At 42.2% G+C, this 24,168-nt stretch carries 19 protein-coding genes; 4 read left to right on the top strand and 15 right to left on the bottom strand.

All coding sequences use genetic code 11. The features are described 5' to 3' along the window. The first annotated feature begins 117 nt into the window (after nucleotides 1–117). From BUB05_RS10305 to BUB05_RS18680, 4 genes are all read left to right on the top strand, one after another. Complete coding sequence (locus BUB05_RS10305) at nucleotides 118–2,748, top strand: calcium-translocating P-type ATPase, PMCA-type (protein WP_175548547.1); 2,631 nt, start codon at nucleotides 118–120, stop codon at nucleotides 2,746–2,748. Between the two features lie 271 nt (nucleotides 2,749–3,019). Continuing rightward, complete coding sequence (locus BUB05_RS10300; protein WP_073049529.1) at nucleotides 3,020–3,754, top strand: hypothetical protein; 735 nt, start codon at nucleotides 3,020–3,022, stop codon at nucleotides 3,752–3,754. A gap of 389 nt (nucleotides 3,755–4,143) precedes the next feature. Then, the gene (locus BUB05_RS18685; RefSeq protein ID WP_175548546.1) at nucleotides 4,144–4,293 is read left to right on the top strand and encodes a hypothetical protein; all 150 of its coding nucleotides are present in this window, start codon (nucleotides 4,144–4,146) and stop codon (nucleotides 4,291–4,293) included. 434 nt (nucleotides 4,294–4,727) lie between these two features. Next, complete coding sequence (locus BUB05_RS18680; protein ID WP_175548545.1) at nucleotides 4,728–4,877, top strand: hypothetical protein; 150 nt, start codon at nucleotides 4,728–4,730, stop codon at nucleotides 4,875–4,877. Nucleotides 4,878–5,030: 153 nt separating this feature from the next. Here the strand turns inward: BUB05_RS18680 and BUB05_RS10295 are convergent, their stop codons facing one another. The 15 genes from BUB05_RS10295 to BUB05_RS10225 all read right to left on the bottom strand — a co-directional run bounded on the left by BUB05_RS10295 (nucleotide 5,031) and on the right by BUB05_RS10225 (nucleotide 23,979). After that, nucleotides 5,031–6,044, bottom strand: a complete 1,014-nt coding sequence (locus tag BUB05_RS10295) for an electron transfer flavoprotein subunit alpha/FixB family protein (RefSeq protein ID WP_073049528.1) — start codon at nucleotides 6,042–6,044, stop codon at nucleotides 5,031–5,033. A 13-nt stretch (nucleotides 6,045–6,057) separates the two neighbouring features. Continuing rightward, nucleotides 6,058–6,843, bottom strand: coding sequence for an electron transfer flavoprotein subunit beta/FixA family protein (locus tag BUB05_RS10290; protein ID WP_073049527.1), 786 nt, complete (start codon nucleotides 6,841–6,843; stop codon nucleotides 6,058–6,060). Nucleotides 6,844–6,854: 11 nt separating this feature from the next. Continuing rightward, the gene (locus tag BUB05_RS10285) at nucleotides 6,855–7,991 is read right to left on the bottom strand and encodes an acyl-CoA dehydrogenase (RefSeq protein WP_073049526.1); all 1,137 of its coding nucleotides are present in this window, start codon (nucleotides 7,989–7,991) and stop codon (nucleotides 6,855–6,857) included. Nucleotides 7,992–8,192: 201 nt separating this feature from the next. After that, nucleotides 8,193–9,032 (bottom strand): 3-hydroxybutyryl-CoA dehydrogenase, encoded by an 840-nt coding sequence (locus BUB05_RS10280; protein ID WP_073049525.1) that lies wholly within the window; start codon nucleotides 9,030–9,032, stop codon nucleotides 8,193–8,195. Nucleotides 9,033–9,386: 354 nt separating this feature from the next. Further along, nucleotides 9,387–11,477 carry a sigma-54-dependent Fis family transcriptional regulator gene (locus tag BUB05_RS10275; protein WP_073049524.1) on the bottom strand — a complete coding sequence of 697 codons (2,091 nt, stop codon included), beginning with the start codon at nucleotides 11,475–11,477 and terminating at the stop codon, nucleotides 9,387–9,389. A gap of 170 nt (nucleotides 11,478–11,647) precedes the next feature. After that, a complete protein-coding gene (locus tag BUB05_RS10270) occupies nucleotides 11,648–12,826 on the bottom strand; it encodes an acetyl-CoA C-acetyltransferase (protein WP_073049523.1) in 1,179 nt (392 codons plus the stop codon). Nucleotides 12,827–12,861: 35 nt separating this feature from the next. After that, entirely contained in the window at nucleotides 12,862–13,728 is an 867-nt protein-coding gene (locus BUB05_RS10265) for a 3-hydroxybutyryl-CoA dehydrogenase (RefSeq protein ID WP_073049522.1), read from the bottom strand. Nucleotides 13,729–14,117: 389 nt separating this feature from the next. Next, nucleotides 14,118–15,665: an acyl CoA:acetate/3-ketoacid CoA transferase gene (locus tag BUB05_RS10260; protein WP_073049521.1), complete on the bottom strand. Its 1,548-nt coding sequence runs from the start codon at nucleotides 15,663–15,665 to the stop codon at nucleotides 14,118–14,120. 140 nt (nucleotides 15,666–15,805) lie between these two features. Further along, nucleotides 15,806–17,185, bottom strand: a complete 1,380-nt coding sequence (locus tag BUB05_RS10255; protein ID WP_073049520.1) for a GntP family permease — start codon at nucleotides 17,183–17,185, stop codon at nucleotides 15,806–15,808. 202 nt (nucleotides 17,186–17,387) lie between these two features. Further along, nucleotides 17,388–17,873, bottom strand: a complete 486-nt coding sequence (locus BUB05_RS10250) for a hypothetical protein (protein WP_073049519.1) — start codon at nucleotides 17,871–17,873, stop codon at nucleotides 17,388–17,390. Nucleotides 17,874–18,224: 351 nt separating this feature from the next. Beyond that, nucleotides 18,225–19,238 carry an electron transfer flavoprotein subunit alpha/FixB family protein gene (locus BUB05_RS10245; RefSeq protein ID WP_073049518.1) on the bottom strand — a complete coding sequence of 338 codons (1,014 nt, stop codon included), beginning with the start codon at nucleotides 19,236–19,238 and terminating at the stop codon, nucleotides 18,225–18,227. A gap of 16 nt (nucleotides 19,239–19,254) precedes the next feature. Next, nucleotides 19,255–20,040: an electron transfer flavoprotein subunit beta/FixA family protein gene (locus BUB05_RS10240; RefSeq protein ID WP_073049517.1), complete on the bottom strand. Its 786-nt coding sequence runs from the start codon at nucleotides 20,038–20,040 to the stop codon at nucleotides 19,255–19,257. Between the two features lie 12 nt (nucleotides 20,041–20,052). Next, complete coding sequence (locus tag BUB05_RS10235) at nucleotides 20,053–21,189, bottom strand: acyl-CoA dehydrogenase (protein ID WP_073049516.1); 1,137 nt, start codon at nucleotides 21,187–21,189, stop codon at nucleotides 20,053–20,055. Between the two features lie 31 nt (nucleotides 21,190–21,220). Further along, nucleotides 21,221–21,637, bottom strand: coding sequence for a MaoC family dehydratase (locus tag BUB05_RS10230; protein ID WP_073049515.1), 417 nt, complete (start codon nucleotides 21,635–21,637; stop codon nucleotides 21,221–21,223). 233 nt (nucleotides 21,638–21,870) lie between these two features. After that, nucleotides 21,871–23,979 carry a sigma-54-dependent Fis family transcriptional regulator gene (locus BUB05_RS10225; protein ID WP_073049514.1) on the bottom strand — a complete coding sequence of 703 codons (2,109 nt, stop codon included), beginning with the start codon at nucleotides 23,977–23,979 and terminating at the stop codon, nucleotides 21,871–21,873. Between the last annotated feature and the right edge of the window lie 189 nt (nucleotides 23,980–24,168).

Here is a 24,168-nt window from a genome sequence, read left to right as displayed (position 1 = left end):
CCTTTTTTATTGCATGAATATTCAAACGAAGAGCAGTTCCTGCATTAAGCCATATTCTTTATTGCAATCTTGTATTATAATATATGTATGCAGTTTTACACTCACGAGGAGGTTCACATGCACAATAAAAGTATCGAAGAATTGACTTCCGAACTCAAATCGGACATGGATTCCGGTCTTTCTGCATCGGAAGCCGAAAAACGTCTCAAGGAATATGGAGAAAACAGGCTCAAGGAGGGTAGAAGCGAAACATTTCTGCAGCTCTTCTTCAATCAGTTCAAGAGCATCCTTATAATCATACTTCTACTGGCAGCCCTTGTATCGGCAATAATAGGAGAGTTCACAGAAGGTATGGTGATCATGATAATAGTTGTACTGAACTCGCTAGTAGGTGCACGACAGGAAAAAAGCGCGGGAGATGCCGTAAAGGCCTTAAAGGACATGACATCACCAAACGCCCGGGTCTTAAGGGACGGCAAGGTCATGGAAATAGAATCCCACCTCCTTGTGCCAGGTGATATCATAGAACTGGAAGCAGGAAACTTTGTCCCGGCAGACATAAGGCTTGCAGAAGCCGTAAACCTGAAAGTGGAAGAATCCGCCCTTACAGGAGAATCCGTTGCAGTGGAAAAGGACTGTTCCGCAGTCCTTGATGAAAAGGTACCCGTTGCCGAACGAATCAATTCCGCCTTCATGAGCACAATAGTAACCTATGGACGGGCAAGGGGAATAGTTGTCAAGACCGGAATGGATACTGAAATGGGCAAGATAGCAGAAATGCTTGATGAAGAAGATGAGGAAACCCCGCTTCAGAAAAAGCTTAACTCCCTCGGCGGCAAGTTGGGAATAACCTGTCTCGTGGTTTGCGTTATCATCTTCACCCTTGGATTCTACAGGAAAATGGATCTTATGGAAATTTTCATGGTTTCAATCAGCCTCGCAGTGGCTGCAGTTCCCGAAGGACTGCCTGCGATAGTAACGGTAATACTGGCCCTTGGAATGAAGAAAATGGTAAGCAATAATGTACTTGTCAAAAATCTTGGTTCTGTGGAAACACTGGGAAGCACAACCGTGATCTGCTCCGACAAGACAGGAACACTGACGCAGAACAAGATGACTGTAACAAAGGTCTTCAACGGTTCAGGCGAATTCGACATAACAGGTACCGGCTACAGTCTTGAAGGGAAAATCGAGGGAACATACAAGGAAGAAAGCTTCAGGAACATGCTTCTAACAGGAATCCTCTGCAATGATTCAAAACTGGATGTTGAAAATGAAGGAGTGCTTGGAGACCCTACAGAGGGTGCACTACTTGTTATGGGTGAAAAAGGCGGACTTGACCACGAGGAGACGATTTCAAACTATCCCAGACTAAAGGAATTCCCCTTCGACTCCGAAAGAAAGATGATGAGTACCGTACACAGCATAGACGGGAAAACAATGATGTTCACAAAGGGAGCTCCCGATTCCATCTTCAAGGCATGCACCAGGATAGAAATCGACGGCCAGCTACATGATATATCGGAACACATGGACAGGCTCAATGAAATTTACATGAAATGGGCCAAAGAGGCCCTGCGAGTCCTCTGCTACGCCTGCAAGGAGGTATCGGAGACCGCGGACCCCGCCACTGAAGAAAATGATATGGTCCTTTGCGGCATGTCGGGAATGATAGATCCGCCAAGAGAAGAAGCAAAGGATGCAATAGCCACATGCAAATCTGCCGGAATAAGGGTAATAATGATAACCGGCGACCATGCCGTTACAGCATCGGCAATAGGCAGCGACATAGGGCTCCTTGAAGGAGATGAAAAAGCTGTCACAGGCGCTGAAATAGATGAAATGAGCGATAGCAGCTTCATGGATACAGTTGGAAAGATCAATGTATTCTCAAGGGTGTCTCCACAGCACAAGGTGCATATAGTGGATGCCCTGCGAAATCTCAACCAGATTGCAGCCATGACCGGAGACGGAGTAAACGATGCCCCTTCCCTTAAAAAGGCCGACATAGGAATAGCAATGGGAATCACCGGCACCGATGTTTCAAAGGAAGCATCAGACATGATTCTTACTGATGACAATTTCTCCTCCATAGTAGGAGCGGTAAAGGAAGGCCGCGTAATATTCAGCAACATAAGGAAATTTGTAAGCTTCCTTATTTCATGCAATATCGGTGAAATTCTTCTCATATTCACTGCCATGCTCATGGATTGGGGTTCTCCACTTACTCCTATACAGCTTTTATGGGTGAACCTCATCACGGATTCCCTCCCTGCATTTGCACTGGGAATGGAACCGGAAGAAGACGATGTTATGAGCTTCAATCCAAGAGATCCCCAGTCTCCTATAATAGACAAAAAAATGGGTACCGGGATAGTCTTCCAATCTATAGGATTGGCGGCAGCTGCACTGATCTCCTTCAGAATTGGTTACAATATCAATCCCGAAATGGGTCACGAGTATGGAAATACTTTCGCCTTCCTCACCCTCATAAGCGGCGAGCTATTACGGGCATTTTCGGGCAGATCGGAAAACAAGTCCGTATTCAAGACTGGATTTTTCGGGAACAAATACTTAAATTTTGCCGTTGGTGGTTCGTATTTGTTAACTTTCTTAATAATTGAGCTTTCTTTCATGAGAAACATCTTCGACATACATTCCATGACGCTGAATCAGCTTGCAATAGCATTTACAATATCTCTGATACCCTTCCTGGCAGCAGAGGCAGGAAAAACGTTTAAGATTTAACAATCTGTATTTTCAGCTGGTTAAATTAAGTCCCGCAAATGTTACGTTTTTTTAATATTTTGAGCATTTACAAACTCAAAATATTGTGTATAATGATTATGGTTTATAAATTCCCCCCTCTTTAAAATATATATTTTGTTTTGTTGTACGGATACACCCGATTGCCTAGGCAATCGGGTATTTTTTGTTTACACGGCAAAATATAATTTGTATAATAATTAACAAGTTTTATTATTCGAAACAAGTAAAATTAATGAATTAAGGAGTATCAATGAAAACCATCAATAAACTCAAACTTCCCATTGTACTATTGCTTGCCTCATCGATTCTGTATGCCATACATTACCAGCTGTTCCACGATTTCCACCATGTGGCTTTCTACCTCATGGAAGATCTTGCCTTCATACCAATCGAAGTCATTTTCGTATCCCTTATAATCCACAAAGCAATCGAAGACCAGGAAAGGGAAAAAATCAGAGAAAAAACCAATGTTCTGGTTAGCGTCTTCTTCAGTGAGGCGGGAAACGGCCTTTTAAAGGAACTTATATCATCAGACGACGAAATACATAGCCTTAAGTCCATAATCGAAGAGAACGTACATTTTTCGCCTAAGGAGCTAAAAGTCATGAGAGACGGTTTGAACAACCACTCATACAAACTTAACCTGGATTCAGACGACCTTTGCAGCATTAAGGACATGATTGCATCACACAAGGGTTTCATACTCAATCTGATCCAGAATCCCCACCTCATAGAGCACGACGGTCTTACCGACCTCATCCTTGCCATGCTTCACCTGATAGAAGAGCTTGGGGCCAGGAAGGATCTTGATGCAGCATCCAGGGAAGATGTGGAACATCTGACAGGAGATGTTGAAAGAGTGTATTCCCGTCTTGCAAAAGAGTGGCTGTCCTATATGGGATACCAGAAGAAGGAATATCCATTCCTGTTCTCTTTCGCGACAAGATCAAATCCATTTTCAGATGAAAACAATATAGAATTCTAATATTTGCATGCAGTTTAATTAATCAAAACAGAGCAACCGTGGAATGGAATTTTTCCAATGGTTGCTTGTTTTTTTCAAAATCAGTCCCAAAACCTCATCTTGCATAATTTTATTATTTCCCACGAATTTGCATCATTCGATTCATTTTCCTGCACCGCAACTTGCATTATTACACAAAACTGCATAATCTATGAATTCCCACACTGTTTTTTGCAAGTTTGAACGTCATTTCTTAAACCAATTCTTGCATATTTTATTTCAATCTTGCATTTTGGTGTTCATTATATAAGTTTTACCTCTGTTTTTTATATTTTTTTGCAATTTATAGTTGACTTCCTGCATATCAAGTGGTATACTTAGTCCATAAGATAAACAAGGAGGAAATATTAATGAATAAATGTGTGAAGGACAATAAATTCGATGTTGCAAAATTAAAGTTCAAGGCATGTGGTACCGTAACTTGTATTCATAATATTGACAATAAATGCATGCTTAAGAAATGCGAACTTTACGAAAGAGCTTTTAGACAAGAATATTAATCAGAAGATATAAAATTGCCAGTCGGCAATTTTTTTTTTTGCCATTATTCCCACAATGCTTTCTCCCCTATCCGAATCCGTCGAATCACGACACCGACCTCCAATCTCATACATGATATTTTTCTTCAAAATCACCTGCAGGAATATTTTATTTACATTCATTTGAATCAATCGAATTCACTTCCTGCATATCGCCGTCTGTTTTATGTACGCAATTCATAAGATTTGAATTTATATTCTATTTTTTGCAAGCTAAGAAATCGTTTTCACGTTGCATTTTTGACAATTTCTTGCATTTTTGATTTTGTTCTTGCATTTTTACTGTTATTTTACATATTTTTATAGTTTTTTTACATTTATTTGCAATATTATGTTGACATCCTGCATTTAAGGTGATATACTTTGTTCATAAGAAAAACACGGAGGTTATAATTATGAATAAGGAAATGAAAGACAAAGAATTCAATGTTGCAAAACTTAAGTTCAGAGCTTGCGGAACAGTAACATGTATTCACAATATAGATAACAAATGCATGTTAAAAAACTGTGATATGTACGAAAAGACATTGAGACAAGAATATTAAAAAATTGCCGGAGTGGCAATTTTTTTTTTATAAAAAAGCAGATGGAAGGAGTACTCCCTTTCCATCTGCTTTTTTGTAATTTGAGTTTGTTCACATGCAGCTAAGGCAAGATGCCCTACCGCTGCATGTTTTTTATATTTATATATGGCGTCCTTACTCGAACTTGGCCAGCTTTGCAGCCTTAAGCTCTTCAACTACAGCAGGTACGATCTTGTTAAGGTCTCCCACTATGCCAAGGTCTGCAACATCAAATATAGGTGCAGTCTCGTCCTTGTTTACGGCTACTATGAATTCAGACTCCTCCATACCTGCAAGGTGCTGGATGGCTCCGGATATTCCACATGCAAAGTACAGATCAGGCCTTACAGTCTTTCCAGTCTGTCCAACCTGCACTTCCTTAGGCATCACGCCTGAATCAACTGTCGCCCTTGATGAAGATACTATTCCGCCAAGCTCGTCTGCAAGCTTCACAAGCTTGTCGAAGTTTTCAGCGCTTCCTACTCCTCTACCTCCAGATACAAGGATGTTCGCTTCCTGGATGTCCATTTTCTCCGATACTTCGTTTACAACTTCAAGAATCTCATAAGTCTTGTCTGCCGCTGTGATTTCCACTGCAAACTTCTCTATTTCTGCAGTCTTTGTAGTATCAGTCTTTGCTTTTTTCATAACTCCCGGTCTTACAGTAGCCATTTGAGGCCTGTGGTCGGGACATATGATGGTAGCCATGATGTTTCCGCCGAAAGCAGGTCTTGTCATCATGAGGTCATTGTTTTCCTCGTTTATTTCAAGGGATGTACAGTCTGCAGTCAGTCCTGTATGGATTCTTCCCGCCAGTCTTGGAGCTATGTCCCTTCCTATTGCAGTGGCTCCGAAAAGGAATATTTCAGGCTTCTTTGCATTGATCACTTCAGCGAGAACCTTTGTATATGGCTCTGTCATGTAAAGTTCAAGGTCCTCACCCTCGGTATAGATGATATTGTCGGCTCCGCAGTGGGCAAGCTTTTCAACATCCTTCACTTCATTTCCTATCACTACGGCTGTTACTTCCTGCTTAAGCTCTCCAGCAAGTTCCTGAGCTTTTCCAAGAAGCTCCAGGGATACATTTTGTATATCACCGTTTTTCTGCTCTATATAAACAAATACTCCGTTGCATTCTTCTCTCTTCACGATATTACCTCCCTTATATGATGAATTTTTCTTTAAGTTTCTCAACGATTACCTTTGCAGCTTCTTTTTCGTCAAGATCGTCGTACTTGACACCTGCAGCCTTCACACCCTTTGTGAATGACTTCTTAACCTTTGTAGGGGAACCTTTCAGACCGATTTCTTCAGCTTCAATGTCAAGGTCCGCAAATGTCATGGTCTTGATTTCCTTTTCCCTGAAGGCGTCAAATACCATTCCTACGCTCATGTATCTTGGCTTGTTCATTTCAGCAAGGGCCGTAATTAAGCAAGGAGTCTGGATCTTGATCTTGTGGTATCCGTCTTCGAACATCCTCTTAAGGATAAGGCTGTCCCCGTCCTTCTGCATGTCTTCAACATAGCTTACGTGAGGAATCTTAAGGTGCTCTGCCATTTCAGGTCCAACCTGTGCAGTATCTCCGTCGATTGCCTGTCTTCCTGCAACTATCAGGTCATAGTCCATTTTCTCGATAGCCTTTGCAAGAGTAAGTGATGTAGCCCAAGTATCGGCGCCGGCAAAAGCCCTGTCTGTAAGAAGTACGGCTTCGTCCGCTCCCATTGCAAGGGCTTCTCTCAAAGCTCCGTCAGCCTGTGGAGGTCCCATTGTCAGGACAGTTACATGCGCTCCGTGCTGGTCCTTCAGTGCAAGGGCAGCCTCAAGACCGCTTTTATCGTCTGGATTGATTATACTAGGCACTCCGTCCCTGATTAGAGTTCCGGTTTCAGGATTTAGTCTTACTTCGTTTGTGTCAGGAACCTGTTTTATACATACAATTATTTTCATTATTTTTCCTCCTATAGCATGTTTGCAGCAATTACCATTTTCTGCACTTCTGATGTACCTTCATATATCTCGGTTATCTTTGCGTCTCTCATCATTCTTTCAACCGGATACTCCCTAGTGTATCCGTATCCGCCGTGAAGCTGTACAGCCTTTGTAGTCACCCACATTGCAGTCTCTGCAGCGTAAAGCTTGGCCATTGCAGCTTCCTTGCTGTAAGGCATTTTGCTATCCTTAAGGCATGCCGCCCTGTAAACTAGCATTCTTGCTGCATCTGTTCTTGTCTGCATTTCAGCAAGCTCGAACTGGATGTTCTGGAACTTGGAAAGTGACCTTCCGAACTGCTTTCTTTCCTTTACATATTGCACTGATTCGTCAATTGCTCCCTGTGCAAGTCCAAGCGCCTGAGCGGCAATACCTATTCTTCCACCGTCTAGAGTCTTCATTGCTATTCCGAAGCCTTTTCCTTCCTTGCCAAGAAGATTTTCCTTTGGCACCTTTACGTTCTCAAATATAAGCTCGCAAGTAGCGGAACCTCTGATTCCCATTTTAAGCTCTTTCTTTCCTATTGAGAATCCTTCAAATTCCTTCTCAACTATGAATGCACTGATGCCTCTTGTTCCCTTTGACTTGTCGGTCATTGCAAATACTATGAACACCTCTGCCGTAGATGCATTGGTTATGAATATCTTTGATCCGTTGAGGATGTAGTGGTCTCCTTCGAGAACAGCCTTTGTCTGCTGTCCTGCTGCATCAGTACCTGCATTAGGCTCTGTAAGGCCGAATGCTCCCAGCTTTTCACCCTTTGCCAGCGGCACCAGGTACTTTTCCTTCTGCGCCTGAGTTCCGAATTCGTATATAGGAGCACAGCAAAGCGAATTGTGCGCTGAAAGTACAACCCCTGTAGTTCCGCAAGCCTTGGAAAGCTCTTCAACCAGCATTATGTATGCAAGGTTGTCTCCACCCTGTCCTCCGAGTTCCTTGGGGAAAGGGATGCCAAGCATTCCGTATTTCTTCATCTTCTCCACTGTCTCAGCAGGGAATCTTTCCTCTTCATCAACTTCAGCAGCCAAAGGCTTTACTTCATTTTCAGTAAATTCTTTATAAAGCTGCGCAAGCAATTCATGCTCTTTTTTCATGTTAAAATCCATTTCAAACCTCCATAATTTTAGATAATTTATTAACAAATATCCGCCAACAAATAGCCTCCATCAAGCAGAGGCCAGCTGTTTACCGATTTGTACCGACATTTTTAGTGAAATAATTAACACATAATGGTCCTTTTTTGTCCGGTCCACAACAGGCCTTGATCAAAGCCATATCGCAAACCGGACATTTTATTACAAACTATTTTAATACTTGAAGAAACCTTCACCGCTTTTTCTTCCAAGTTTGTTGCCTCTAACCATTTTTCTTAAAAGAGGGTGCGGTCTGTATTTAGGGTCTCCAAATTCATCATGAAGAACCTCCATGATGAAAAGACAAACATCAAGTCCTATCAAGTCTCCAAGAGCCAATGGCCCTATTGGATGGTTGGCGCCAAGCTTCATTGCGTTGTCAATGTCTTCTGCGCCTGCAACGCCATCAGCCAATATTCCTACAGCTTCATTGATCATAGGCACCAGTATCCTGTTTACAACAAATCCTGGAGCTTCTTCAACTTCTACACCTTCCTTGCCCAATGACTCAGTCAGTTCCTTGATTGTTTCAAAGGTTTCATCAGAAGTGGAAAGCCCTCTTATTATTTCAACAAGCTTCATTACAGGTGCAGGATTGAAGAAATGCATTCCTATTACCTTTTCAGGTCTCTTTGTGGCAACTGCAATTTCAGTGATGGAAAGCGACGAAGTGTTGGATGCAAGGATAGTCTTCGCATCGCATACTTGATCAAGTTCAGCGAAAATCTCCTTCTTTATCTTCATGTTCTCAACAGCCGCCTCAACAACCAGGTCACAGTCCGCAGCGTTTTTCAAGTCAACAGTAGCTTTTATATTTCCAAGGATTTCGTCCTTTTTCTCTTCAGTGATTTTTTCCTTTTTCACCATTCTTGCAAGGTTCTTTTCAATAAAGCTATAACCCTTTTCAACAAATTCCTCTTTGATATCTCTCAATACAACTTCATGTCCATTCTGTGCGAATACCTGGGCAATTCCTGCTCCCATGGTTCCGGCACCTAAAATACATACCTTCATTCAAATCCTCCATCTTCATTATGTGTTATTTATTATGCATAAACCATGCCAGTTTTTTCATTTGTGCATTTTTTAACTATCCAAAATTGCCAACCCATCATATTAACCAGCGCATACCCTCCTTGCACAAAACGTCATAATCCCCTAAATATCAACATTTTTAACATTTAAACACTTTTGATTTCCTTGAATTTAGCAAAACCTGCAATTTAAATAATTGCAGGTTTAAACGATATCGCACGCACAAACCTCAAGGTTTTTTGTTAGTATTTTAACAATTTTTAGCGCTGTTTTGTCTGGTTTTCAAGACAATCGCAAAATAACCTGTATCGTTTACCAGACATATCTTCAATTTTAATCGCCAATATGTATGGTTTTGTTGACAACTTTGATTTTGTACTTGTCCAGCTTCTCATAAAATGCAGCCCTGCTGACCCCAAGAAGCCTCGCAGCTCTGGATTTATTAAAACTCACAACCTCAAGACACTGTACAATGGTCCTTATTTCGGTTTCGTTGAGCACATCCTTTAGGGGCTTGACATCCTCGATGTCAAAGACTCCAGACACATCCGAAGGCAGATGCTTTGGCTTGATTACAGTCTCCGTGTCAAGAATGTTTATTGCTCTCTCTACAATATTCTCAAGTTCCCTGACATTGCCCGGCCATGGATACTTTTTCAATTTTGCAATTGCAGACTCGCTTATGGAATCAACCTTCTTGTAGTATCTGACCCTGTATTTCTCGAGAAAATCCCTGCATAAAAGGTCTATATCATCTATCCTTTCCCTAAGGGACGGGATTTCTATGGTTACGACATTTAGTCTGTAATAAAGGTCCATCCTGAACCTCTTTTCCTCTATAAGCCTCTCGATATTTCTGTTTGTGGCCGCTATTATCCTCACATCTATCTTAATGGTCTTGTTGGAACCTATCCTTTCGACTTCCCTTTCCTGGATAACCCTCAAAAGCTTTGCCTGCATATGCATTGGCATGTCTCCAATCTCGTCAAGGAAAATGGTTCCCTGGTCGGCCACTTCAAACTTGCCTATCCTCCCGCCTTTTTTTGCCCCTGTAAAAGCTCCCTGCTCATATCCGAAAAGCTCCGATTCCATAAGGTCATCAGGAATCGCGGCACAATTGACCTTTATGAAGGGCTTGTTTCTTCTTGCACTTGAATTGTGGATGGAATGTGCAAAAAGCTCCTTTCCCGTTCCGCTTTCTCCAAGTATCAGTACATTGGAGTTGGTATAAGCCGCCTTTTTAGCAAGATTCACCGCACGTTTCATTTCGTTGCTTCTTCCCACTATGTCCCCGAAGTTGTACTTTGCCTTGTTTATCTTGGAAAGTTCATCCTTGTAGTTTTCAAGCTGCTGCTCAATCTTGCCTATCTTCTTGTACAGCTTTTCAAATTCATCGATGTTCCTGAACATGATCTTGCCTACAACACTTGCAACCTTGCCATTCTTGAAAACAGGTATCCTGGATGCAACTATGTAGTCGCCTTTGATTTTTTGAAGGTCTGCAACTTCAGGCACCCCTGTTTCCGCCACCTTGTGAAGCCTTGTATTTTCTATTATCTCCGTAACATGCCTTCCCACTACATTTTCATTCTCAACCCCCAGAAAGCTCTTGTATGCGTCGGATATCATGGTAATATAACCCTTTGCATCGACTACAATAAGTCCGTCATAAGCAGTATTGAAGACCGACTTCAGCACTTCCTTTTCAGTCTTCTCCAATGCCAGCTCATCGGTTATTTCATTGTACCTTGTAATATCCCGCAGGGAACATATTGCTCCAATGGCCTTACCGTCGCTCCTGGCTACATACCTGCTGAGAACCAGCCTTCTGCCGTTGAAATCGAAATTCCTGTTGAATTCATCAACTCCAGAGTCTATACCTTCCATAATGTCAACATCGGGTATCAATTCGCCGATGACCATTCCCTCAATTTTGTCCCCGTTTATTCCCAGAAGCTCCCTGGCGAAATTGTTTATGAAAACTATCCTGCCAAGCCTGTTGACGGAAAAAACAGCCGTATCTACACATTCAATAACTCCCCTTAGGTTGGACTCAGTGTATTCCAGCCTTTCAAAATACATTTTCATCACATGTCTTTTCCTCAATATGCTCTTGAACCGTCCCTTTTCATCTACGACAAAAAACATTTCCCCTGCTCTGTTGAAAATTGTATAGGCTTCCTCAAACTCTCTGATGACCTCTTCATCACTGACCCTTCTCATGATATCCTTTACCGTCACATCGGAATCGCCGGATTCCATTTCAAGATATTTCCTCTTCAATATTCCAACAGGCATCTCATCCCTGTCCAGAACGGGAAATCTGGCGAAATTATAGTTCTGCATCCTCTCGGCCACCTGGGTGACGATTTCATCTTCATATATCTTTATGGGATTCTTTAGCATCAATTTACCGACCAGCATACTCTACCTCTTCAACAACATATTGTGTATGGTAAACCATACACTTTAAAAATATTATATAACCTCTTCTATTATATTTCAACAAGAAAAAGAACCCTGCGAAGAGTCCCTTTTCAATGTTTTGCAACTTAAACTGATATTGTATATAACCGCTTGAATTCAAGCAGAGGCTATCTTTTTACAATGAGCGAAGTTCCCATTCCTCCGCCTATGCAAAGGGTGGCAAGTCCCGTCTTTGCTTCCCTTTTAATCATTTCATAGATGAGGGTAATGAGTATCCTTGCACCGGATGCCCCTACTGGATGGCCGAGAGCTATTGCCCCACCGTTTACATTCACCTTTTCCGGGTCTATGCCGAGGTCTCTCACTACGGCTATGGATTGTGCCGCAAAGGCTTCATTTGCTTCTATCAAATCTATGTCGTCAATCGTCATGTTAGCCTTTTCAAGAGCAATCCTTGATGCCGGTACAGGACCGTATCCCATTATGGATGGGTCAACACCGGCGGAACCGTGGGATACTATTGTACACAAGGGTTCAATACCTATTTCATCGGCTTTTTCCCTGCTCATTACTACAAGCATTGCCGCGCCGTCATTTATTCCCGAAGCGTTTCCTGCAGTTACAGTTCCATCCTTCTTGAAAGCAGCTCTGGCCTTTCCAAGCATTTCCATTGTCATTCCATGCTTTGGATGCTCGTCTTCGGTCACGATTACAGGGGCCTTTTTCCTTTGAGGAACTTCAACAGGCACTATCTCATCCTTGAATCTTCCGCTCAACTGAGCCGCTTCCGCCCTGTTTTGAGAAACAAGGGCAAACTCATCTTGTTCATTTCTTCTGATATTCCACCTCTCCGCAATATTTTCCGCCGTTATTCCCATGTGGTAATCATAAAAAACATCAGACAATGCATCCTTTATCAAGGTATCCACAATTTGGCCATCTCCCATCCTCTGTCCCCACCTGTTGCCGGGCAATACATATGGAGAATTACTCATGCTTTCGGTTCCTCCCGCCAGTATGATGTCTGCATCTCCCAGCATGATGAACTGGGCCGCCATGCTTACTGCTCTAAGGCCTGAACCGCACAGCTTGTTAAGTGTCATTGCCGGTCTTTCCACAGGCACTCCTGCTCCAATGGAGATCTGTCTTGCTACATTCTGACCGAGACCGGCCTGCAGAATACAGCCCGCTATTGTATCATCAACATCCTCAGGCTTTATCCCAGCCCTTTTCATCGCTTCCTTCGCCGCTGCAACTCCCAGGTCTACAGCAGACATTTTTGACAATGTACCTCCAAAGGATCCAACTGGCGTTCTTGCCGCACCTGCTATTACTACTTCTCTCATTCCTTATCTCCTCTATTTGTATTATCTGTTAGTTTCTACTTTGCTCCAACAAGGACCTTCTCCCTGTAGTTGAAGAACCCTTCTCCAGTCTTTCTGCCGAGCTTGTTTCCTCTCACCATTTTCCTGAGCAGCGGATGAGGCCTGTACTTCGGATCGCCATATTCGTTGTTCAGAATTTCCATTATGAACAAGCAAACATCAAGTCCTATTAGATCTCCAAGGGCAAGGGGGCCTATCGGATGATTGGCGCCAAGCTTCATTGCATTGTCAATGTCCTCTGCGCTGGCTATTCCGTCTGCAAGTATTCCAACCGCTTCATTTATCATAGGTACCAGTATCCTGTTTACCACAAATCCGGGCGCTTCTTCTACAGCCACGCCTTCCTTGCCCAAGGAACCAGTCAGTTCTTTGACAGCCGCAAATGTTTCATCAGAAGTGGAAAGGCCTTTTATTATCTCCACAAGCTTCATGACAGGTGCAGGATTGAAGAAGTGCATTCCTATAACCTTGTCTGGCCTGTTTGTGGAAACAGCTATGTCGGTGATGGACAGGGATGATGTATTTGTTGCCAGGATGGTTTTTTCACCGCATATCTTGTCAAGCTCGGAAAATATTTCCTTCTTTATCTTCATGTTCTCAACTGCAGCCTCCACTACAAGATCACAGTCGGCAGCTTCCTGTAGTACCGTCGTGGGCTTGATCATATTGAGAATTTCCGCTTTTTCATTTTCAGTGATTTTTTCTTTCTTGACCATTCTTGCCAGGTTCTTCTCAATAAAGGAATAACCCTTCTCTACAAACTCTTCCTTTATGTCCCTCAGTACAACCTCATGACCGTTTTGTGCAAACACCTGGGCTATTCCGGAACCCATGGTTCCCGCTCCTAAAATACAAATCTTCATAAACATCCTCCATATTATTTATTAGTCCCATTCTCCCTTATCCGAGCTTTATCTATATACCTATATAAAGCAATTACCGTGCCAATTTTTTCATACCATTTCATTCTCGTTGATATTTCAACGATTATTGCAAAATTTATATTTTCCCGCGGTTTTTGTTAAGATATTTATACACATTTTACGGGTTTTCGAAGGCAAACGATATCCCTTCTGTAAATGATACATGACACTTCTCCCTCACCAATCATAAATTGTATGGTTTACTATACAACTCGAATATATAAAATAAAATACTGTAATGTTTACCTTACAGCACAACACCCCGAATGATATTCGGGGTGCAGGGTGCATAAGATTATTGAATTTTGGGCATTTTGTCATTCCCTACGCTAGATAGTCAGTCCCATTTTTTCTTCTCTGAAAATTCTTTCATCCATAAGCTTCAGGTTTTCTGAAATTATGGGCTTGAAGGCCATGTTGGCAAGTATGTCTTTTTCGAGGTCAACTCCAGGAGCGATTTCTGTCAATACGATACCTTCCTTGCTCAGTTCAAATACAGCCCTTTCAGTTATATAAAGTACAGGCTGTCCTGTCTCCGCTGCATAGTCTCCACTGAAGGTTACCTGTTCAACAGATTCTACGAATTTCTTCGCCTTTCCTTCATTGTCTATGGACAGTTTTCCATCATCGACCGATATCCTCAGTCCTCCGGCAGTGAATGTTCCCATGTATACAGCTTTCTTTGCATTCTGGGAAATGTTTATGAATCCTCCGCATCCCGGTATTTTAGGACCAAACTTACTTACGTTAACATTACCCATTGCATCCGTCTGCGCAAGGCCAAGGAAAGTAACGTCAAGTCCGCCGCCGTCATAGAAGTCAAACTGATATGGCTGGTCAAGTATGCAGTCGGGGTTTATTGCAGCTCCAAAGCTGTTTCCACCGGCAGGGACTCCGCCTACAGGTCCCGCCTCTATCGTTAGAATCATTTCCTTGCCTATGCCTTCCTCTGCAGCAACCATCGATACCCCTTCAGGCATTCCTATTCCAAGGTTTGTAACAGCCTTTGGCACCAGTTCCATGGCAGCCCTTCTTGCGATTATCTTTCTCTCATTCAACTCAAGTGGTTTTATCGATTCAACAGGCACCCTCACTTCACCGCTGTAGCTCGGATTGTACTGTTCTGCGAAAGTCTGCATGTGGTTTTCCGGTTTTGCAACTACGATTGCATCCACGTATATTCCTGGTATCTTTACCATTCTTGCATCCATGGAACCATTCTCCACGATTCCCTCAACTTGAAGTATAACCTTTCCACCCGAATTCTTGGCAGCCTGGCACATTGACAGAACCTCAAGAGAGTTGCATTCTCTTTCGAATGTTGCGTTTCCGTTCCTGTCAGCATAAGTTGCCCTTACTACTGCAAAGTCAACCGGCTGAGACTCATAGAAAAGATATTCCTTGTCACCGATGCCTATGACCTTCACTATGTCTTCCTTTGTTACATCATTGATTTTTCCACCTTCAACCCTTGGATCTACAAATGTTTTCAATCCTACATGGGTAAGAGTTCCGGGCTTTCCTGCCGCAGTATCCCTGAACATGTGCGAAATGACTCCCTGGGGAAGGTTGTATGCCTGAATCTTGTTTTCAAGTGCAAGCTTTCCAAGCTTTGGAGCCAGCCCCCAGTGTCCGCCTATCACCTTTGATACCAATCCTTCATGTCCAAGATGGTTAAGACCCTTGTCCTTGCCGTCTCCCTGTCCCGCCGCATAAATCAGGGTCAGGTCTTTCGGCTCTCCATGGGCAAGAAATTTTTTCTCTATTTCAATTGATATCTCTTCAGCATGCATGTTTCCTACAAATCCACCCATGCCGACGCTAGATCCGTTTCCTATAAGATCCACGGCTTGAGCCGCTGTCATAATTTTGTTCATTTATAAATCTCCTTTCATATTTTTGACCATTAAGATGAAATCCCATAAATTCAAGGGATTATGCACTTTTGACTTCCAAATACCATTAAAGGCTGCTGCTTTCACAACAGCCCATATTACGGTTTGAATAAGTAAATATATTATACTATTCCTGTAATCAGGTAGAACACTATACAAGCGAGTGTCGCTACAAGAGGTGTCAATACCGTACAGAATCCAAGATCCATGTACGATTCCTTATGGTTCAGGTGGCAAACAGAAAGCAATGTTATTACGGCACCATTGTGCGGCAGTGAATCAAGTCCGCCTGCAGCCATAACCATGATTCTGTGAATAGCTTCAGGGTTGATTCCCATATGCATGAATTCGTCTCCAAGAACCTCAAGGGCAATACCGAGACCACCTGATGCAGAACCTGCAACACCGGCAAGCACTGTAGATGAAATGGCAACCTTCAATATTGCAGGCATTGCAATGCCGATCAAACCAATCTTAAGTGTTGTAAATGCAGCCAGCGACTTGATAACTCCACCGTATCCAACCTCTGATGCAGTATTGAATACAGGAAGCAAAGATCCAACAGCTCCATCAAATACAGTCTTGTTTTTCTGTGCAATAAATTCTCTGAAAGTGAAGAGGCAAAGCACTATGGCCACAGACAAAGCTATTACAACAGACCATGTTCCGTTTACTCCTCCATACTCAGCATATTTCGCCATTACAGCCTCGCTTTTGAAGTAGAAGTTTGTAAGTACAAAGTTGATTATGAAAACCAGGATGATTGGTGCAAAAGATATTCCAAATCCAGGAAGCTTAGCTTCAACAAATTCTTCTGCAGTATCTGTTATGGCAGTTTCAAACCCTTCATCAGGGTGGTCTCCATAGCCTTCACCGGCAGCCATGGCTTTTTTAGCCCTTACATTAATCCATGTAGTTCCCATGAAGAACATAATCAATGATCCCAGGATACCAAGGACAGTACCTGCATAGATGTCTGTTCCGAAATATACAGTAGGCATTGTGTTTATATACTGCGGTGATCCCGGCAGTGCAGTCATGGTGAACGTAAATGCACCAAGGGCTATACATGCAGGAAGGAATCTCTTTGGCATGTCCGCTTCCCTAAGAAGTGTGGCTCCTATTGGATACATCGCAAATACTACGACAAACAGCGAAACTCCACCGTAAGTCAACAACGACGTCGCTATTACTATTGCGTAGATTGCCTTGTCTTTTCCTATTTTTTCAGCTATAAAGTGGGCAATGGTTTTGGCAGCTCCAGACACTCCCATAAGCTTGCCGAATATAGCTCCTGTAAGGAATACAGGGAAATATTTCTGCAGATAACCTGCCGCAGCCGGCATGAACATTCCTGTCCAGGCATAGAGAGCAGGGAACTCTCCCGCCAGAATAGTTGCCAGCATTGCCAGTAACGGTGCAAGTACCAGTACAGTAACCCCTCTGTACGCAAAGTACATGAGCATTACCAAAGTAAGAATAATTGAAATAACTCCTAACATAAATGAAACCTCCTAATAATTTTTCAGATTCCTCTGAATATTTTTCAGCTCAGGAAAGTCAAAATATGCATAGACCCTTGAAGCATTGGTTCTATGCTATTAAGGTTACTTTCCTTCGCGTTTTGAATAATCGCTCTCGCGATTAACGCAGCATAGCTGCTTTCTTATATTAATGCATGCGCATAATATACCAATGATGTTTCTAAACCAAGCAAATAAGATCAAACAGCATGTAAGCAAAAGCGAAAATCATTATGACAATAATCATCATTCCGTAGATTCTCATGAACATTCCGCCGCTTTTGAAAAGCTTTACATTCCTGTCGTTTATGTACTTTTCACCTTCCCTTCCCATGGAAAAGACCTTTACCGTATTGTACACGAACCTTCCGATGAAATACATCGATCCCGCCATGAAGATATAGTACAAAATCCTGAAGTCTAATTCTGTAAATCCGTCTGCAGCTGCAGTTAGGGTGCTGCAACCCAGCAGGAATAAGATCCTGTACTCATTGACATAATCCCTGTAATCGAAATTGTACATGTCAGCATTGATAAGTGTCAGAAACACAAGGGGCAGATGAAAATATTTGTACTCAGCAGGTACATATAGCTGCTGGGCTATGGCGGTGGCAAGAACAAAATAATATGCACCTTTTATCCTTTTTGCCTTTAAAGCGACATTCATAAAATTTCCTCCAGAAAACATTTTCTTTAACCTTTCCAAACTCGGACAAAGCAACCAGGTTGCATCATCACAGTTGTATATAAAGCAATTATTGTGCCAGTTTTCACTCTTGAACTTACATGTGTTGAAATCCTAACGTTTTTTCGTGAAAACAATTTCCTAATTGTACTTTTGTAAATAATTTTGTACAAATTCAGCATTGTTTCAAGTCTGCTGATCAGCAATTTTGTAAACCATTCACTACACTTTTTCCATTTCGACAATTCGGTGTAAATCATTACTAACATTTTCATTTTTCGAACCATCACAGTGTCAGGTTTACTTGACAAAATGGGCAACAGCCCCAGTTGTCTATTGGAACTTCTCTACTTTAGCCATCTTCAGCTCTTCCACCAAAGCAGGCAGAACCTTGTTGACATCTCCTACTATACCAAGGTCTGCAACGTCAAATATCGGCGCAGTCTCATCCTTGTTGATGGCAACTATGAACTCAGACTCTTCCATTCCCGCCAAATGCTGGATTGCTCCCGATATTCCGCATGCGACATAGAGGTCAGGCCTTACAGTCTTTCCGGTCTGCCCAACCTGAACTTCCTTAGGCATGACACCCGAATCAACAGTCGCCCTTGACGACGATACTATTCCACCGAGCTCGTCTGCAAGTCTGGCAAGCTTTTCAAAGTTTTCAGCAGTTCCTACTCCCCTACCACCGGATACAAGTATCTTGGCTTCCTGAATGTCCATTTTTTCCGAAACTTCATTCACCACTTCAAGTATTTCATAAGTCTTGTCCTCAGCCTTGATTTCAACTGCAAAATCCTCAATCTCAACAACCTTGTCCATGTCAGGCACAGCCTTTTTCATAACACCAGGTCTTACAGTAGCCATTTGAGGCCTATGGTCCGGGCATACGATTGTAGCCATGATGTTTCCGCCAAATGCAGGTCTTGTCATCATGAGGTCCTTGTTCTCTTCATTGATTTCCAGCGATGTACAGTCAGCAGTTAGTCCCGTATGAATCCTTCCTGCAAGTCTTGGAGCCAAGTCTCTTCCTATTGCAGTTGCGCCGAAAAGGAATATTTCAGGCTTCTTGTCTTCTATTACCTTTGCAAGTACCTTTGTATAAGGTTCCGTCATGTAAAGTTTAAGGTCGTCATTGTTTGTGTATATGATATTGTCCGCTCCATAATGGGCAAGCTTGTCGACTCCAGCCACGTCACTTCCGACAACAACGGCAGTCACTTCCTGATTCAAGTTTCCAGCAAGCTCCTGAGCCTTGCCGAGGAGTTCCAAAGATACATTCTGAATATTGCCGTTTTTCTGTTCAATATAAACAAATACTCCGTTGCATTCTTCTCTATTCACGATATTTCCTCCAGTCCTATATAATAAATTTCTCTTTTAGCTTTTCAACTATTACTTTTGCAGCTTCCTTTTCATCAAGGTCGTCATATTTTACACCTGCAGCCTTTACGCCTTTCGTGAATGACTTCTTAACCTTTGTAGGTGAACCTTTAAGTCCCAGTTCTTCAGCTTCAACATCAAGGTCTGCAAAAGTCATTGTCTTGATTTCCTTCTCCCTGAAAGCATCGAATACCTTTCCAACGCTCATGTATCTTGGGTCGTTCATTTCAGCAAGAGCGGTTATAAGACAAGGAGTCTGTATCTTGATCCTGTGGTATCCGTCTTCAAACATTCTCTTCAATATGAGGCTGTCTCCGTCCTTCTGCATGTCTTCAACATAGCTTACATGAGGGATATTGAGGTGCTCAGCCATCTCTGGTCCTACCTGGGCGGTATCTCCGTCTATCGCCTGTCTTCCCGCAACAATAAGGTCATAGTCCATTTTTTCCAGTGCTTTTGCCAAAGTCAGTGAAGTGGCCCATGTATCGGCTCCCGCAAATGCTCTGTCCGTAAGAAGCACAGCCTCGTCAGCTCCCATGGCAAGGGCTTCCCTCAATGCGCCCTCAGCCTGGGGAGGTCCCATTGTCAACACTGTAACTTTTGCATCATACTTGTCCTTAAATACCAGAGCAGCCTCAAGACCACTCTTGTCGTCGGGATTGATTATGCTTGGCACACCGTCTCTGATCAAAGTTCCTGTTTTGGGGTCAAGCTTGACTTCGTTGGTATCAGGAACCTGTTTTATACATACAATTATATTCATTTCCGTTTCCTCCTATAGCATGTTGGCAGCAACTACCATTTTCTGCACTTCTGAAGTACCTTCGTATATTTCAGTTATCTTTGCATCTCTCATCATTCTTTCAACAGGATATTCTCTGGTATATCCATATCCGCCGTGAAGCTGTACCGCCTTTGTAGTTACATACATTGCAGTTTCGGCAGCAAAAAGTTTGGCCATGGCAGCCTCGTTGCTGTAAGGAAGTTTGTTGTCCTTGTTGCATGCAGCTCTGTAAACAAGCATTCTTGCAGCATCTGTTCTTGTCTGCATTTCAGCAAGCTCAAACTGAGTATTCTGGAACTTCGCTATTGCTTTTCCGAACTGTTTTCTTTCCTTGACATATTTAACTGTTTCGTCAATTGCTCCCTGCGCAATTCCAAGAGCCTGAGCGGCAATACCTATTCTTCCACCGTCAAGAGTCTTCATTGCTATACCGAAGCCTTTTCCTTCCTTGCCAAGAAGATTTTCCTTTGGCACCTTTACGTTTTCAAATATTAGTTCACATGTTGCAGAACCTCTGATTCCCATCTTAAGCTCTTTCTTTCCTATTGAGAATCCTTCGAATTCCTTCTCAACTATAAATGCGCTTATTCCTCTTGTTCCCTTTGACTTGTCAGTCATTGCAAATATTATGAATACATCGGCATAGGAAGCATTAGTAATGAATATCTTTGATCCATTAAGAATATAGTGGTCACCGTCAAGCACGGCCTTTGTCTGCTGTCCTGCAGCATCAGTTCCCGCATTTGGTTCAGTGAGACCGAAGGCTCCTAGCTTTTCTCCCTTTGCCAGTGGAACCAGATACTTTTCCTTCTGAGCATCAGTACCGAATTCATATATAGGCGCACAGCACAGCGAAGTATGGGCAGACAATACGACACTGGTAGTTGCACAGGCTTTGGCAAGCTCTTCGACAAGCATTATATAAGAAAGGTTGTCTCCACCTTCTCCTCCGTGTTCCTTAGGGATAGGGATTCCCACCATTCCGTACCTCTGCATCTTTTCCACAGTTTCAATGGGGAATCTTTCCTCTTCATCGACTTCAGCAGCCAAAGGCTTCACTTCATTTTCTGTAAAATCTTTATACAGCTGTTGAAGCATCTTCTGTTCCTTTGTGAAATTAAAATCCATTCTTGACCTCCATATTTTTGAGTGTTTTATATTATTTAGGTGGCATTACAGTAGCTTTGCCCTTAAGGACAACGTCACCATTTTGATTTGTACATATTGTCTCAAGTACGACCCTGTTCTTTTCTTTAGTTACTTCCAGAACTTTCGCTTCAGCCTTTATTGTATCCTGGAATCTTACAGGTGCTGTAAATTTAAGATCCTGAGATAGATAAATGGTACCCGGTCCGGGAAGCTGCATCCCCAAAACAGCTGAAACAAAACCTGCAGTCAACATTCCATGGGCTATTCTTCCCTTGAACATCGTATCCTTCGATACTTCCTGATTGACATGGGCAGGATTGATGTCTCCCGTAATTCCTGCATAAAGATAAACGTCGGTTTCTGTTACAGTTTTTTGAAAAAAGGCTACATCTCCTACCTTTATTTCATTGATGGTTTTACCTTTCATAAATACACCTCACTATACGTTAATATTTTCACATTTATATTATGCATATATCGTGCCAACTTCCAATTTGTTTAAAATTTATATGAAAAAAACAGGTGAAAACCTTTGCATCACCTGTTTTTGATGTATTTTTATTTTTCCGGTCGAACCATTTTAGTTAAATTTTTAACAGCTCATGTCTGTATTTTGTTAGCTTTAATTTACACTTGTCTATTTTTTGTGTAACCATTACTTTACATAGCCCTTGTTTCCTCATTTTCTTGTAAGGATTTGTTTACAATCTTCAAGTCATACTTGTCAAGTTTTTCGTATAGTGCTGTTCTGCTTATTCCCAATAATTTCGATGCTCTTGACTTATTGAAGTTTACAGCCTCGAGACATTTGATTATGGTTTTTCGTTCGTAGTCATCCATGGATTCCTTGAGAGGTTTGACGTCTTCGACATCATATCTACCCGATATGTCCACAGGAAGATGTTTAGCCTTTATAACGGTTCCTCCGTCCATAATGTTTATTGCTCTTTCAATGATGTTTTCAAGTTCTCTTATATTGCCCGGCCATCCGTACTTCTTAAGCTTCGCTATGGAACTGTCGTTGATTGCATCCACCCTTTTCAGATATCTTATTCTGAATTTTTCAATGAAAGTTTTGCACAAGGCATCAATATCTTCAGTACGTTCCCTCAGGGGAGGAATATTAAGCGTTACTACATTAAGCCTGTAATAAAGGTCTAACCTGAATTTCTTTTCCTCTATCATCTGCTCTATGTTCCTGTTCGTGGCTGCAATTATCCTTACATCTATTCTCTTCGGATTGTTTGAACCTATTTTTTCTATTTCTCTTTCCTGTATTACCCTGAGAAGCTTTGCCTGCATGTGCATGGGCATGTCTCCTATTTCATCAAGAAAGATCGTTCCCTGGTCTGCCACTTCGAACTTCCCTATCTTGCCGCCCTTTTTTGCTCCCGTAAAGGCTCCCTGTTCATATCCGAAAAGTTCCGATTCAAGTAGTTCATCCGGTATGGCTGCACAGTTGACCTTGACAAAAGCCTTGCTCCTTCTTGCACTTGAATTGTGTATGGAATGGGCAAAAAGTTCCTTACCGGTACCGCTTTCCCCAAGGATCAATACGTTGGAGTTTGTATACGCCGCCTTCTTTGCGATGTTCACCACCTGTTTCATCTCACTGCTTCTCCCTATTATGTCAGAAAAGGTGTACTTGGCCTTGTTGATTTGGGAAAGCTCACGCTTGTAGTTTTCAAGCTGCTCCTCCATCTTGCCTATCTTGCTGTACAGATCGTCAAGCTCGTCAATGTTTCTGAACACAACCTTTCCCACGACACTGGTCAGCACTCCATCCTTGAACACGGGAATCCTCGAGACAATAGTATGGTTGTTGTTGATTTTCTGAAGTTCGGCAATCTCCGCAACCCCTGTTTCGGCAACCTTGTGCATCCTTGTATTTTCAATGATTTCTGTGACATGCATGCCGATGACGTCCCTGTCCTCAACTCCGAGGAATTTCTTGTATGCATTGGAAATCATGGTTATATATCCTTCAGGATCGATGACTATGAGTCCGTCGTAGGCTATTTCAAATATGGTTTCAAGAACCTCCTTCTCGTGCTTCTCAACAACCAATTCGTCCTGAATTTCATTGTATTCCGTAACATCCCTAAAGGAACAAATGGCTCCAATGATTCCATGTTCATTCTCAATGGGATGCCTGTTGACTAAAAGCTTCTTCTCCTTGTATTCAAAACTTCTTTTATACTCGACTTCACCCAGTTCCAGCGTTTCAAGCATCCTTGTATTGGGAATGACACTCTCGATCTTCATCCCGATTACATCATCATCCCCTATCCCAAGAATTATTCCGGCATTTTCATTCATCATGACTATCTGCCCGAGCTTGTTAATGGCAAAAACGGCGGAATCCACACATTTCATTATCCCTACCGCTCTGGCTTCGCAGTAGTTGTACTTTTCGTAATAGGTTTTCATTACATGCCTCTTTCTGAGGATGCCAACAAATCTCCCCTGATCGTCCAACACAAAGAAGAACTCCCTGGGCTTTGCAAATATGGAGTATGCCTCTTCAAATTCCTTGACTATGCTGACATCGTCAGCAACCCTCATTATATCGCCTACTGTTATATTCTTGAAGTTTTCGCCGTTTATATTCATTACATTGCTCATGAATATACCAACAGGCTCCTCATTACTGTTCAACACAGGAAAACTCAGCAGATTGAAATTTCTCAATCTTTCTACAGCCTCTGTCACAAGTTCGTTTTCATAAACCTTTACCGGATTCTTAATCATCACATCTCTTATCAACATAGGATCACCTCAATTATTTACATTGCAATTAATTACATTGCAATTTCCTTGCCAAAACATTTGACCGCCTAAACTTCAAGAAAACAACTGACCGCATCAGCAGTCATCAACGTTGTAATGAAATACTTACACTTTAGAAACATTATATTGTTTTTGCTGATTTATTTCAATTATTCGGCCAAGATTTAA

It is taken from the genome of Dethiosulfatibacter aminovorans DSM 17477 (assembly GCF_900142005.1).
In the GTDB taxonomy this organism is placed as follows: Bacteria; Bacillota; Clostridia; order Tissierellales; family Dethiosulfatibacteraceae; genus Dethiosulfatibacter; species Dethiosulfatibacter aminovorans.
This window is presented reverse-complemented; position numbering and strand designations above follow the sequence as displayed.